Source organism: Desulfovibrio sp. ZJ746, assembly GCF_011039155.1.
GTDB lineage: Bacteria > Desulfobacterota > Desulfovibrionia > Desulfovibrionales > Desulfovibrionaceae > Desulfovibrio.
Genome location: NZ_JAAKEK010000001.1, coordinates 174,376 through 187,513 on the forward strand (window position 1 = coordinate 174,376; position 13,138 = coordinate 187,513).

10 protein-coding genes are annotated in these 13,138 nt (G+C 68.5%); 6 read left to right on the top strand and 4 right to left on the bottom strand.

The features are described from left to right. Positions 1 to 66: 66 nt before the first annotated feature. The 4 genes from sat to G7Y54_RS00880 all read right to left on the bottom strand — a co-directional run bounded on the left by sat (position 67) and on the right by G7Y54_RS00880 (position 5,195). Positions 67 to 1,338, bottom strand: a complete 1,272-nt coding sequence (gene sat, locus G7Y54_RS00865) for a sulfate adenylyltransferase (protein ID WP_165075713.1) — start codon at positions 1,336 to 1,338, stop codon at positions 67 to 69. A gap of 260 nt (positions 1,339 to 1,598) precedes the next feature. Beyond that, a complete protein-coding gene (locus G7Y54_RS00870; RefSeq protein WP_165075718.1) occupies positions 1,599 to 3,122 on the bottom strand; it encodes a glycosyltransferase in 1,524 nt (507 codons plus the stop codon). 169 nt (positions 3,123 to 3,291) lie between these two features. Next, positions 3,292 to 4,041, bottom strand: a complete 750-nt coding sequence (locus tag G7Y54_RS00875) for a hypothetical protein (RefSeq protein WP_165075723.1) — start codon at positions 4,039 to 4,041, stop codon at positions 3,292 to 3,294. Between the two features lie 305 nt (positions 4,042 to 4,346). Further along, entirely contained in the window at positions 4,347 to 5,195 is an 849-nt protein-coding gene (locus G7Y54_RS00880; protein WP_165075727.1) for a TatD family hydrolase, read from the bottom strand. 162 nt (positions 5,196 to 5,357) lie between these two features. On the opposite strand from G7Y54_RS00880, the gene G7Y54_RS00885 reads away from it, so the two are divergent. From G7Y54_RS00885 to G7Y54_RS00910, 6 genes are all read left to right on the top strand, one after another. Continuing rightward, positions 5,358 to 6,314 (top strand): UDP-glucuronic acid decarboxylase family protein, encoded by a 957-nt coding sequence (locus G7Y54_RS00885; protein WP_165075732.1) that lies wholly within the window; start codon positions 5,358 to 5,360, stop codon positions 6,312 to 6,314. 86 nt (positions 6,315 to 6,400) lie between these two features. Next, the gene (locus tag G7Y54_RS00890; protein WP_165075736.1) at positions 6,401 to 8,464 is read left to right on the top strand and encodes a proton-conducting transporter membrane subunit; all 2,064 of its coding nucleotides are present in this window, start codon (positions 6,401 to 6,403) and stop codon (positions 8,462 to 8,464) included. Next, the gene (locus tag G7Y54_RS00895; protein ID WP_165075740.1) at positions 8,461 to 9,423 is read left to right on the top strand and encodes an NADH-quinone oxidoreductase subunit H; all 963 of its coding nucleotides are present in this window, start codon (positions 8,461 to 8,463) and stop codon (positions 9,421 to 9,423) included. The genes G7Y54_RS00890 and G7Y54_RS00895 overlap by 4 nt, the downstream gene beginning before the upstream one ends. A 27-nt stretch (positions 9,424 to 9,450) precedes the next feature. After that, positions 9,451 to 10,092 carry a hydrogenase-4 component E gene (locus G7Y54_RS00900; RefSeq protein ID WP_165075743.1) on the top strand — a complete coding sequence of 214 codons (642 nt, stop codon included), beginning with the start codon at positions 9,451 to 9,453 and terminating at the stop codon, positions 10,090 to 10,092. 2 nt (positions 10,093 to 10,094) lie between these two features. After that, positions 10,095 to 11,612 (top strand): proton-conducting transporter membrane subunit, encoded by a 1,518-nt coding sequence (locus G7Y54_RS00905; protein ID WP_165075747.1) that lies wholly within the window; start codon positions 10,095 to 10,097, stop codon positions 11,610 to 11,612. Beyond that, complete coding sequence (locus tag G7Y54_RS00910) at positions 11,612 to 13,132, top strand: NADH-quinone oxidoreductase subunit C (RefSeq protein WP_165075751.1); 1,521 nt, start codon at positions 11,612 to 11,614, stop codon at positions 13,130 to 13,132. Before G7Y54_RS00905 ends, G7Y54_RS00910 begins: the two co-directional genes overlap by 1 nt. Positions 13,133 to 13,138: the final 6 nt, after the last annotated feature.

Below are 13,138 nucleotides of genomic sequence, written 5' to 3' on the forward strand. Positions count from 1 at the left end.
CGAAAGGCAAAAAAAGGGCGCCCCGAAGGGCGCCCCGAGCGTCAGCGGCAAGCCGCCGTCGCCATCTTACATGGTGCTGCCGGAGGCGGCGCGCTGCATCTTGATCTCGACCTTGTCGGTCAGGCCCTCGTAGTACTTGCGCAGGATGGCGAGCACTTCGGGGCGGCCGAAGTGATCCGGCACTTCCGCGCCTTCGGAGAGCATCTTGCGCAGCTTGGTGCCGGAGAGGATGACGCGGTCTTCCTTGCCGTGCGGGCAGGTGCGCATGGAGGCCATGCCGTCGCACTTCTTGCAGTAGAAGGTCCAGTCGATGTCGAGGGGCTGGCAGAGCAGGCGCTTGCCTTCGTCCTCGGGCTGCGGGATCTTCTTGAAGATCTCCTGCGCCTCGAACATGCCGTAGAAGTCGCCCACGCCCGCGTGGTCGCGGCCGACGAGCAGGTTGTTGATGCCGTAGTTCTGGCGGAAGGTGGCGTGCAGCAGGGCTTCGCGCGGGCCGGCATAGCGCATGTCGAGCGGATAGCCGGACTGGATGACGAATTCCTTGACGAAATAGTTGTCCACCAGGGTATCGATGCACTTCACGCGCACTTCGGCCGGGATGTCGCCGGGCTTGAGCGAGCCCACGAGGGAGTGGATGACCACGCCGTCGCAGACCTCGATGCCGATCTTGGCGAGATATTCATGCGAGCGGTGCATGGGGTTGCGGAGCTGGAGCGCCGCGACCTTCTCCCAGCCGCGCTCGTCGAGCTTTTCGCGCAACTGCGCCGGGGTCATGTAGACGCCGGGGAAGCGCTCCGGGAAGTCGCCCTGCGAGAGCACTTTCACCGGGCCCGCGATGTTGTACTCCTTCTGGGCGAGCACCATCTTGACGCCGGGATGGTCATTGGGGGCCACTTCCCAGAACTTCTCGGAGTCCGGGCCCTCGCCCTTGAAGACCATCTCGCATTCCCACTTCTTGTCGTCCTCGGTCATCTCATAGATCTCTTCGATCTTCATGGTCGCCATGATCTCGCCATTGCGGACCAGGGCCACCTCTTCGCCGACCTTGAGGCCCTTGGCCTCCTCGGCGGAGATGTCGAGCGTGACCGGCAGCGGCCAGAAGGTGCCGTCGGTGAGCAGCATCTTTTCGCAGACGCTCTTCCAGTCGGCCTTGTTCATGAAGCCGTTGAGGGGCGAGAAACCGCCAATGCCCATCATGATCAGGTCGCCCTTGGCGCGGGAGGAGATCTCGATCTTTTTCAGGCCCTCGGCCTTTTTCTTTTCGTCTTCCAGGGCCTTGCCTTCGAGAAGGCAGCACACGAGACCCTTGCCGCCATGCGGGGGTACCAGCTTGGACATTGCGAAATCCTCCATGTTTTGGTTCCGGGCGAACCGCTCCCGGCGGCTGCCCGGCAGCCCCGCGGTGCGGCTTCGGGGCGCACTCGCTGCGCCGCCAGTGGAATGGTTCCGCGACCATCTTGTGAATATTCTAACAAAAAGTCAACCACCTTTGAAAACTTTTCGCGCTTCAGTGCGCGTCCGTGAGGAGAAATTTGGAGGGAGGGATGGCCGGAGAGGCGCGAGCCGCGCGGCGATGCGGGCGCGGGGGCTGTACGGGCTCAGGCGCCGATTTTTTCGCGGATGAAGGCGAGCCGGTGGCCGTAGGTATGGGCGGCGCGCAAATGCTCGCGCCATGCCTGACGCAAATCCCGCGCGTGTTGCGAGTTTGCGGCGAGGGACGCGACGCGCGGGCCGAGTTCCGCGCGGGAGGTGAGGGTGATGGGCGCCGTGAGCTCGTGGGGGAAGATGTCGAGGCCCTTTGTGGCGTCGGTGAGCAGCAGGCCCCCGGCCGCCCAGACGTCGAAATGGCGCTGGCTCAGGCTCGCCGGCAGGAGGAGGCTCGTCACATTGAGCACGGCGGAGGCTTGGCGGTAGACTTCGGGGAGGCTGCCGTAATAATCCACAGGGGCCTCGGGCTCGCAGCCGGGCACGAGCTCGCGCCAGAGCGCGTCCCCGGTGACGCGCAGGCCCAGCGGCAGGCCGGCCGCTATCCAGCGGCTGCGGTTGGCCTGGGCGCAGCGCTCAGCGCCAAGGCCGGCGGCGCGCACCTCATGCCCGGGCCAGAGGCGCACATGGAGGCGTTGCGCCCACCAGTGGAAATTGGCCAGCCGGGAGGGAGCGGCGCTTTCGCGCGTCAGGGCAAGGGCGCGGGCCAGCAGTTCCCCGGGCACGCGCGCGGCCGCGAAAAAGCGCTCCCGGCCGGGAAAGGCCGCGCGCCCCACGAAGCGCGGGGCAAGCCGCGCGAGGTGCCCTGCCTCGGTTTCGTCCGGGAGCGGCCGCCACATGTGCGGCGCCACGGCCAGCGGCAGGTGGTGCACGCTCGTGGCCCCGTACTCGGTGAGACCGGGGATGAAGCTCGCGTCCGTCACGAAGAGATGGGCCTCGCGCCACCACGGAAGGCGCGCCGCCGGGAGCACATGCCAGGGATTGTCCACGAACCACAGCGCCACGGGCACGCCAAGCGCCCGGCAGGCGTGGAAGACGCGGCCCTCCGCATCCATGCCGCGCAGGTTGACGGAGAGCGCGAAGGCCGGGAGCCTTCCCCCCCAGGCATCGGGGAGCTCCGCCGCCCCGCGCGGGGCCGGCCCGCAGAAGGGGGAAAAGCCGGCTTCTTCCAGCGCGGTGCGCAGTTCCCGGTGCAGGAGCTGGGTTTCATCGCCGGGCAGCCACACCGTCGGGGCCGGTGCCCCCGGCAGGGCCGTGGCTTTGGCTTCGATGCGGCCTGCGATGGGACCCCAGAAGTCCGGCGCGAGCCTGAGGGAAGGCCGGTAGAGGTGGACGGCGGCGCCGGAAAGCCGCGCGGCCTCCCCGGGCGTGAGCCGGCGCCAGCCCGGAGGGGCGAAGCCGGCGGGGCGAAGCCTGCCCAGGGTCCGGCCATCCTCCACCCAAAAGACCGTGCCGCCGCGCTCCGCGGCCGCGCGCACGAAGGGCAGCTCTTGCGGGTTTCCGGGGCCGAGCCCGAGCAGGAGCACGTCCCGGTGATTCCCCCCGGGATTGAGGAGTTCCCAGGCGTCGGGAGCGTCAGGCAGGCTCACGGGGCGCCCGGCGAAGTCGGGAAGGCGCGGACGCTCAGGGGCACTCATGCGCCGGCTCCGGCTGAGGATGTGAAGAAGCCACGCCCCATGTCCGCCTCACTGCCGGGAAAGAGTCCCGGATGGTCGGGCGCCAACGGGTCCGACAGGGCCACTTTCGTGGCGGTATCACGGGCTGCGTCCCGCGGGGGCGGCACAAGGCGGGGGGGCTGCATGGGCCTTATCTGGGCCAGAGCGCCGTGGCCGCGGCGTAGAGCCCGAGGCGCTTCGCGCCCTCCCTGAAGGCCGCCCCAGATGCGGCGAGGGCGGCGGGCGCCGGGATGCGCGCATCCGCCTTGGCCGCGGCCGTCAGCGCCGCGAAGAGCGCGGCGGAAAAGGCCTGGCAATTGTCCGACTTGCCGGGCGTGAACTCGAGGTCGGTGAAGCCCCCGTATCCGCATGCCTTGGCCGCGAGCTCCGGCTGCTGGCCGAGCGCCCGGAAATAGAGGTAGTCATAGAAGGCGCTCGGCGGCAGGGCGTCCTGCTGGCCGTCCTTGGGCGGCCACGCGTCGAGCGGCCATTCTTCGTCAAAAAGGCGGAAGCCGGCGAGATGGCACTGGGCGAGGCGCGGGTCGCGCTTGGCGGCCACGGCATCCTCGGCATAGAGCTCCTGATACGGGCCGGCCACGCCATCGCTCACCCGGCAGAGCTTGCTGCCCTGAAAGAGCGATTCCACGGGCATGCGCTTGCCGTGGGCCTCGAGGCAGAGCTCGAAGCCGCTCAGGGCGCGCCCGTCCGCCATGGCGGACTTGGTGGAGATCTCAAGCAGGCTCGCCTTGGGCGCGAGCGCATGCGCCGCGGCCTGCATGGCGTCGATGGAGCGCCGCTTCTGCGCGAGCGACATGCCCGGGAACCACTGGAAGCTGACTTCCTCCACGCGCACCCAGGACTCGGCGGGCGTGGTGACGAAAAAGACGGGACGCGTTGCCATGCGGGCCTCCTTGGGGATTTCAGAAAAGCGTATATCAGCCAATACAAATACAGTTGACAGGTATTCCTTCAGTCCGTCTGGAGCGAAGCGGAAGACGGGTGCTGGTGCCGGAAGAATCCTAAAAAATAAGATTTTTTGCTGCTGGCAAGGAAGACGAAAATTTCCGAAGGGAGTGTACTCAAGTACTCGACCGAGGAAATTTTTTTCTGACGCAGCCAGCAGCAAAAAGGCTGTTTTTGACGGATAATTTCGGCATTATCAGTGCAGCATAGGAACATCAACAACTCACAATCATAGCTTCAACATCAGGAACGGCAGCTTTCCGCCCGGCCCTCGAGCCCGAAAAAGCGCCGCGTGTTCCTGCCGCAGGTGCGCCACAGCTCTTCCGGCGCCACGCCCCGCGCCTCGGCCACGGCCCGCGCGGTAAAGACCGTATAGGCCGGCTCGTTGCGCGTGCCCCGCCAGGGCACGGGCGAAAGATAGGGCGCGTCCGTCTCAAGCAAAAGGCGATCTTCCGGGATGACGGCCACGGCCTCCCGGAGCGCCCCGTTGGCGGGATAGGTGACGGGCCCGGGCACGGAGATGTGCCAGCCGTTGGCGAGAATGCGCCGCGCCAGCGCGGGCGCCCCCCCGAAGCAGTGCCAGAGCAGCGGATAGCCCGCGAAGCCCCGCGCCTCGAGGATGGAGAGGCATTCCGCCTCCGCCTCCCGGCAATGGAGCACCACGGGCTTTTCAAGGGCGCGGGCCATGTCGAGCTGCGCGGCGAAAGCGGCCATTTGCAGTTCGCGCGGGCAGTCGTCCCAGTGGAAGTCGAGGCCGATCTCGCCCACGGCCCGAAGGCGCGGCTCAGCGGCGAAGGCGGAGGCTATGCTGTCGAGGCAGGCGGGCGTGCACTTTTCGCCGTCACAGGGGTGGATGCCGAGCAGGAAGAAGACCCCGGGGTGAGCGGCAAAAAGCCCGCGTCGTTCCGTAAAGGCCTCGGGCGAAAGAAAGACATTGCCGATGCCCGACACCCCGGCCTCGCGGGCGCGGGCGAGCACGGCCTCCCGGTCGGGGTCGAATTCCGCCCCGTCAAGGTGGGCGTGGCTGTCCACGCCGCCCGGGGGCAGGGCCACGGTGAGCGGGTCGATCCGCTGCGGTTTCTTGTGTCCCATCGTTGCCTGCCTGTGTCTCAGCCTCGTTTTTGCGGGAAGCCGCCATCCTAGCAGAGGGGCGCCGGGCGCGCAAGAAAGCCATTGCCATGCCGGCTCTTTGCGCGTAAGAGTGCGGTGCGCGCCCGGGCGGCCAAAGGCCGCGAAAGGCGCGGGGAGGATGGCATGCACTTGCGCAAAAGGGTCCTTGTCACCGGCGGTTCCGGCTTTCTCGGCTCGCACCTCTGCGCCCGGCTTCTCAGGGAGGGCAACGAGGTCATCTGCGTGGACAATTTTTTCTCCAGCGCCCGCTCCAACGTGGAAGAGCTCATGGACAACATGCGCTTTGAGCTCATCCGCCACGACGTGACCTTTCCGCTCTATATCGAGGTGGACGAGATCTACAATCTCGCCTGCCCGGCCTCGCCCGTCCATTACCAGCACGACCCGGTGCAGACCATCAAGACCTGCGTGCACGGGGCCATCAACATGCTCGGGCTCGCCAAGCGTTTGCGCGCGCGCATCTACCAGGCCTCGACCAGCGAGGTCTATGGCGACCCCGAGGTGCATCCCCAGCCCGAATCCTACTGGGGCCATGTCAACCCCATCGGCATCCGCTCCTGCTACGACGAGGGCAAGCGCTGCGCCGAGGCGCTCTTCTTCGCCTATTGGCGGCAGGGGGGCCTGCCCATCAAGGTGGGCCGCATCTTCAACACCTACGGGCCGAAGATGCACCCCAACGACGGCCGCGTGGTCTCCAACTTCATCGTCCAGGCCCTCAAGGGCGAGCCCATCACCATCTATGGCGACGGCAGCCAGACGCGCTCCTTCTGCTATGTGGACGACCTCATCGACTGCATGGTGCGCTTCATGGCCTCGCGCGAGGACTTCACCGGGCCCATGAACATGGGCAACCCCGGCGAGTTCACCATCCGCGAGCTGGCGGAAAAGGTGGTGGACATGACCGGGAGCCGTTCGCGCATCATCCACGAGCCCCTGCCCGCCGACGACCCGGCCAAGCGCCGGCCCGACATCACGCTCGCCCGGCGCGAGCTCGGCTGGGAGCCTGTGACGCCGCTCGCCTCCGGCCTTGAGAAGACCATCGCCTATTTCGACGGCCTGCTCAAAGAAGGGCTCATCTAGCGGGGGACGCGTGCCTGGCGAAAAGGCGGGGCGTGTGGGCGGCTTTCAGGTTTTCCGGGACACTTCCCCGGAGGCGCGGGTATTCCATGGATTGTTATCTCGCCAGTCTTTGCGTTTTCGTGGCCTCGGCCCTCGTGCTCGGGGCGGCGGCCGTGGCGGCGTCCATCCGGCCGCCGCGCCCGCGCAGGAGCCGCCGGGTCAACGCGCTGGGCGCCGGCTGCGCGGCCTTGGGCTGCGCCGTTGGCTTTGCCGGCGCCGTCGGGGCGCTTATCAACGGCGGCGCGACGGTCGAGCTTCTTTGGGGCCTGCCCGTAGGCCACCTCGTGCTCCGGCTGGACGCCCTCTCCGCCTTCTTTCTCTTGCCGGTGTTCGGGCTTGGCTTTGTCTGCGCGCTTTCCGGCGGCATCGCCCTGCGCTCCGTGCGCCCGGGCGAGCACAATCTCGCGGCGCACTGGTTTTTCTTTCTCCTGCTGCTCACAGGCATGGCCTGCGTGATGTGCGCGGCCGACGCCATCTTCTTCCTGCTCGCGTGGGAGATCATGTCGCTCGCGCCCTTCTTCCTCATTGATTTCAACGATGGCGACAGCAAGGTGCGCGACGCCTCCTGGGTCTATCTCGTGGCGGCGCATCTCGGCGCGGTGTTCCTCATCGCCTTCTTCGTGCTGCTCTGGCAGGTGACGGGCTCGACGGCCCTCACGCTCGCGGCCTGTGCGCCGCTCTCCGACGCCGGCGCGGGGACGCTCTCGGTGCTCTTCGTGCTGGCCGTGGTCGGCTTCGGGGCCAAGGCGGGCATAGCTCCCTTGCATGTGTGGCTGCCCGAGGCGCACCCCGCCGCGCCGAGCCATGTGTCGGCCCTGCTCTCCGGGGCCATGATCAACGCGGGCCTCTACGGACTCATCCGCGCCCTGGCTCTTTTGGGCGGCTCGCCCTCGGCCGGGGTGCTCGGGGAGCTTCCCGAATGGTGGGGCTGGTTCCTGCTGCTGCTCGGGCTCGCCACGGCGCTCCTCGGCATCCTCAAGGCGCTGGGGCAGGGCAACCTGAAACGCCTGCTCGCGTATTCCAGCGTGGAGAACATGGGCCTCATGTTCATGGGCGTGGGCGCGGGCCTCGTGGGCGTGAGCGCGGGCGACGGCTGGACGGCGGCGCTGGGCTTTGCCGGCGCGCTTCTGCACATGCTCAACCACGCGGGCTTCAAGGGCCTGCTCTTCCTCTGCGCGGGCGAAGTGCTGCACGCCGCGGGCACGGTGCGCATGGAGCTTCTGGGCGGCCTGCAACGCCGCCTGCCCCTAGTGGGCGCGGCCTTCGCCCTGGGTGCCGCCGCCATCGCCTGCCTGCCGCCCCTGAGCGGCTTCACCTCGGAATTCGTGCTCGCCATGTCGCTTCTGGACGGCGCCTCGCTCCCCGGGGTGGAGCGGCAGCTCGTGCTGCTGTTCACGCTGGCCGGGCTCGCCCTCGTGAGCGGGCTCGCCGCCGCGGTCTATGTGCGGGCCTATGGCATCACCTTTCTCGGCGAGCCGCGCACGGGCTTTGCGGCCAATGCCCATGCCGTCGGGTGGCGCGGCGTGTGGCCGCTGATCATCCCGGCGGCGGCCTGCGTGGCCGGGGGGCTGCTCGCGCCGTATTTCTTTGATCTCGCCGCCGGCACGGCCGCTTCCGCCATCCCCCTGCCGCAGGGCCTGACCGGCTCGGCCACCGGGGCGGACGTGCAGATGCGCAGAAGCCTCGCCATCGTGGCCATGGTGAGCGGGGGCGGCGTGGCGCTGGCCTTTTTGCTCTTCGCCGCGCGCGGCCTGCTCCTTCGGCGGCACGGCGTCCTGCGCGAAAACACCTGGGGCTGCGGCTACCAGGCCTCCTCGGCGCGCATCCAGTATACCGCTGCCTCCTTCGCCGAGCCGCTGGCGCGCCTTTTCGCGCCCGGCATGGGCCTTCTGAAGCGCGGCGGCGCGCCCGAGGGCATCTTCCCCGAGCGCGCGGTCTTCAGCACCTCCGCGCCGGACAGGCTCAGGACCCATGTCTTCGCGCCGCTCTTCGAGCTCGTGGAGCGGGCCTGCAATGCCTGCAAGATCCTCCAGCACGGCAAGATCCATCTCTACATCCTCTATATCCTCGCCACGGTGGTGGGGCTGCTCGTCTGGGGGCTCAGGCCATGAACGCGCCCGCCTGCTTCCTCGTCCAGCTCGGGCTCGCGCTCGTGCTCGCGCCGCTTTTGCCGGGCGTCATCAACCGCGTCAAGGCCAAGGTGGCCGGCCGGCGCGGCAAGCCCCTGCTCCAGACCTACTATGATTTAGCCAAGCTCCTCGGCAAGGGCGAGGTCGTAAGCCGCACCACCACCTGGACTTTCGCCGCCGGCCCCGGCGTGTCGCTGGCTGCGGCCCTGTGCGCGCTGGCCCTGTTGCCCATGGGCGGCGTGACTTCGCCGCTGGCCTTCGGCGGGGACTTCCTGCTCGCCGCCTATCTGCTCGGCATGGGGCGCTTCGCCACCATGCTGGCCGCGCTCGACACCGGCTCCTCCTTCGAGGGCATGGGCGCGAGCCGCGAAGCCGCCTTTTCCGCCCTGGGCGAGCCCGCGCTCTTCCTCGCCTTTCTCACGCTCACGAGCCTCTCTCTCGACCTCGGGCGCGGCGAGGCCGGGCTTTCCGTGGTGGACGCGCGCGCGGCCTTTTCGCTCTCCGCGCTCTTCAATGGCGACATGGCCGCGTTCTGGCAGTCGGGGCGCCCCGAGCTTCTGCTGGCGCCGGCGGTGTTTTTCGCGCTGCTCCTGGCCGAGAACTGCCGCATCCCCGTGGACGACCCCACCACGCACCTCGAGCTGACCATGATCCACGAGGTCATGGTGCTGGACCACTCCGGCCCCAACCTCGCCATGATCGTTTACGGCGCGGCGCTCAAGCTCTGGTTTTTCGCGGCGCTCGTGGCCGGGCTCCTCGTACCGCCGCTGCCGCTCTGGCAACATGCGGCGCTTTCGCTCGCCGCCATCTTCGGCATCGGCTGCTGCGTGGGCCTGGTGGAATCGGGCATGGCCCGGCTCAAGCTCACGCGCGTGCCGCATTTTCTCGGCGTGGCCGCGGCCCTGGCGGCGCTGGCCCTTATCCTGACGCAGGCCCGGTAGCCGCCGAAGCCACGGAGAGCGAGCCCCATGATCCCGCTGATTTCGCTGAACTCGCTATTTTCCACCATGTTGTTTTTGCTTCTGCTGAACAACCTGCTCCTCTTGGGCGCGCCGGGCCTGCGCGCGCTCATCCGGCTCACGGCCTTTCAGGGCATCCTGCTTGGCGTGCTGCTCTTCGGCATGGAGCACGCGCTGCTCGCCTGCGCGGTGCTCGGCATCAAGGGCCTGCTTTTGCCCGGCCTTTTGGAGCGCACCCGGCGCAGGCTCGGCGCAGCGGACGAGCCCCGGCCGCGCATGCACCTTGGGGTGTGCGTGGTCACGGGCATTCTGGGCCTCGTCTTTTCGCTCTGGCTGGAGACGCGGCTCCCCATCCTGCCCGACCTCTTCCCGCCGCTGCTTTTGCCCACGGCGCTGACCACGCTCTTTTGCGGGCTCATCCTCGTGGTGGGGCGGGCCACGGCCATTTCGCAGGTCATCGGCTATCTCGTGGCGGAAAACGGCATCTTCCTCCTCGGCATGCCGCTCATGGCCGCGGGCGCCATCTGGTTCGAGCTCGCGCTCCTGCTCGACATCTTCGTGGCCGTCTTCGTCATGGGCAATGCCATCGGCCATATCGGCGAGACCTTTGACTCCCTCGACACGGGCCGCTTCCGCAGCCTCAGGGACTGATCATGCTTGAAGCCCTGATCCTCCTCCCGCTGGTGGCGGGCGTCCTCATGCTGGCCGTGGGCAACGCGGCCTTCTGCCGCGCGCTTTTGCCGCTCACGGGCGCCGGGCATGTCTCACTCTCGCTCGCCACGGTGGCGGCTGTCGCCCGGGGCGAGCACCCCGCTGCCCTGGGCGGCCTCATGGCGCCGGACGCGCTTGGCGGGCTTTTCCTCATCCTGGCGAGCCTGCTCTTTTTCGCGGCCTCCATCTACGCCGTTGGCTACCTGCGTGAGGAGGAGGCCATCGAGGTGCGCACCTGCATCCACGACGGGCGCCCTTTCACCAATTCGCCGGAGCGCCGCTTCACCGCCTGCCTCTGCTTCTTCCTCGCGGCCATGAGCCTTGTCACCACCACGCCGCACCTGGGCGCCCTGTGGGTGGGCATCGAGGCCACGACGCTCTCCAGCGCGCCGCTCATTTACTTTCACCGCCACCGGCGCTCGCTGGAGGCGACCTGGAAATACCTCATCATCTGTTCGGTGGGCATCGCTCTCGCGCTGCTCGGCAACATCCTGCTCTCCGTGGCCTTCTACGCCCCCGGGAGCGGCGCCGAGAGCCCAGTGCTCGCCGATGACATCGACTCCCTCGGCTGGTTCGTGGCCCATGCGGGCGACGCGGCGCCCCCCTGGCTCAAGGCGGCCTTCATCTTCCTGCTCGTGGGCTACGGCACCAAGATGGGGCTCGCGCCGCTGCACAACTGGCTGCCCGACGCGCACAGCCAGGCGCCTTCGCTGGTGTCGGCACTGCTCTCCGGCGCGCTGCTCAACTGCGCGCTCCTCGGCATCCTGCGTGGGCACCAGATATTGCTCGCCGCCGGGCTCGGCGGCTTCAGCGGCGGGCTGCTCGTGTTTTTCGGCATCCTCTCCCTGCTCACCGCGGCCATCTTCATCGTGGGCCAGGGGCATTACAAGCGCCTGCTCGCGTATTCCAGCGTGGAGCACATGGGCATCCTCTCCCTCGGCATCGGCCTCGGCGGCATCGCGGTGGAGGGCGCGCTTTTGCACTCCGTCTGCCATTCGCTGACCAAGTGCCTGCTCTTCCTGCTCTCGGGCAATATCCTCGCCCGCTACCACACCTATTCGAGCTACGACGTGCGCGGCCTGCGCTGGACCATGCCGGCCACGGGCGCGCTCTGGACGGCGGGCTTCCTCGCCGTGGCCGGCTCGCCGCCCTTCGGCATCTTCGTGAGCGAGCTCATCATCCTCAAGGGCATGCTCGCCGACGGCGCGTGGCTCGTGGCGGGCATCTACCTTGCGGCGCTCGCGGTCATCTTCGTGGGCATGTCCGTGGCGGTGCTGCGCATGGTGCAGGGCGCGCGCCCGCTGGACATGTCCGCGAGGCCGCGCAGCCGCCGCGAGCCGCTCTGGAGCGTGGTGCCACCGCTGGCGCTGGCCGTGGCCGTTCTCGGGCTCGGCCTCTGGGTGCCGGCGTGGCTCTGGCATTTTCTCGAGATGGGCGGCCGGCTCATCGGGGGGCAGTGATGCACGAGTTTGACTATCGCAAGGCCGTCGCGCTCAATGAAGTCCCCGTGCTCACCGCCGAAGCGCTGGGGGAGCGCATTCTTGAGCATGTCCGCGACGGCTGGCGGGTGCTTGCGTATTTCGGCCTGCCCGAGGCCGGCGGGGACGGCGCGGTGGGCCTGTGCTGCGTGCTCGCCCACGATGCCGAGCAGCGCCTCGCCGCCGCCCGCACGGCGCCGCTCACGGCCTTTCCCTCGCTGGCCGAAGCCTGCCCGCAGGTGGAGCTTTTCGAGCGCGAGATTTATGAGGAATGGGGCATCCTGCCCGAGGGGCACCCCTGGCTCAAGCCCGTGCGCCGCTCGCCGGACGCGCCCGGCGGATCGGGCCGCGATTTTTACCGCGTGGACGGCAGCGAGGTGCACGAAGTGGGCGTGGGCCCGGTGCATGCGGGCATCATCGAGCCCGGGCATTTTCGTTTCCAGTGCTATGGCGAGATCATCCTGCATCTGGAGATCGCGCTCGGCTACCAGCATCGCGCCCTCATGGCGCTTTTGCGCCCGCGGGCCGCTGCCGAGCCCGTCGCCGCCCTGCGCCTTGCGGAATGCGCGGCCGGTGATTCCAGCGTGGCGCACGCCACGGCCCTGTGCGTGCTGCGCGAGCGCCTTTTGGGCCTTGGCGAGCTTTCGGAGCGCTGCCAGCGCCTCCGGCGCGCGGGCCTGGAGCTCGAGCGCCTCGCCAACCATTGCGGCGACCTCGGCGCCATCGCCGGCGACACGGGCTTTTTGCCCACCTCGTCGTGGAACGGCCGCATCCGGGGGGATTTTCTCAATCTCACGGCAACGCTGTGCGGCAACCGTTTCGGGCGCGGGCTGCTCGCCTATGGCGGCGCGGCCTGGGGCCTTTCGTCCGAAGAATGCGCCGACATGGCCGGGCGCCTCGCCGCCACCGGCAGGGACGCCGCCGGCTCGGCGAAAACCATGTTCGCCTCGTCCAGCGTGGGCCAGCGCATGGCCGGGACAGGCCAGGTGACGGAGGCCCTTGCGCGCGAGATCGGCCTTGTGGGCGTGGCCGCGCGAGCCAGCGGCCTCCCCCGCGACGCCCGCTTCCATGCGCCGCTTTCGTCCCTGCCGCAGGCGGCGCCGGGCCCGCGCACCGAGCGCACGGGCGACGTGTTCGCCCGCGCCGAGGTGCGCCGGGCCGAGATGGAGGATTCGCTCACCATGGTGGAGGCCGACCTCGACTGGCTGGGTCGCCATCCTGAGGACGCGGCCGAGCGGGAGCGGGCGCACGGCATGGAAAAAGCCGCGCTCGCACAGCTTCCGCCACAGCGGCTGGCCGTGGCCCAGGTGGAAGGCTGGCGCGGCGAGATCTGTCATGTGGGCGTCACCGGCCCGGACGGGGATTTTCTGGCGCTTCGGGTGGTGGACCCCTCCTTCCACAACTGGACGGGCATGGCGCTCGCCATGCGCGGCGGCCAGATCTCGGATTTTCCGCTCTGCAACAAGAGCTTCAATCTGTCCTATTGCGGCTATGACCTGTGAGGGCTC

Coding starts and splice junctions, on each gene's coding strand:
- sat (WP_165075713.1), bottom strand. CDS start 1,338: ATGTCCAAGCTGGTACCCCCGCATGGCGGCAAGGGTCTCGTGTGCTGC.
- G7Y54_RS00870 (WP_165075718.1), bottom strand. CDS start 3,122: ATGAGTGCCCCTGAGCGTCCGCGCCTTCCCGACTTCGCCGGGCGCCCC.
- G7Y54_RS00875 (WP_165075723.1), bottom strand. CDS start 4,041: ATGGCAACGCGTCCCGTCTTTTTCGTCACCACGCCCGCCGAGTCCTGG.
- G7Y54_RS00880 (WP_165075727.1), bottom strand. CDS start 5,195: ATGGGACACAAGAAACCGCAGCGGATCGACCCGCTCACCGTGGCCCTG.
- G7Y54_RS00885 (WP_165075732.1), top strand. CDS start 5,358: ATGCACTTGCGCAAAAGGGTCCTTGTCACCGGCGGTTCCGGCTTTCTC.
- G7Y54_RS00890 (WP_165075736.1), top strand. CDS start 6,401: ATGGATTGTTATCTCGCCAGTCTTTGCGTTTTCGTGGCCTCGGCCCTC.
- G7Y54_RS00895 (WP_165075740.1), top strand. CDS start 8,461: ATGAACGCGCCCGCCTGCTTCCTCGTCCAGCTCGGGCTCGCGCTCGTG.
- G7Y54_RS00900 (WP_165075743.1), top strand. CDS start 9,451: ATGATCCCGCTGATTTCGCTGAACTCGCTATTTTCCACCATGTTGTTT.
- G7Y54_RS00905 (WP_165075747.1), top strand. CDS start 10,095: ATGCTTGAAGCCCTGATCCTCCTCCCGCTGGTGGCGGGCGTCCTCATG.
- G7Y54_RS00910 (WP_165075751.1), top strand. CDS start 11,612: ATGCACGAGTTTGACTATCGCAAGGCCGTCGCGCTCAATGAAGTCCCC.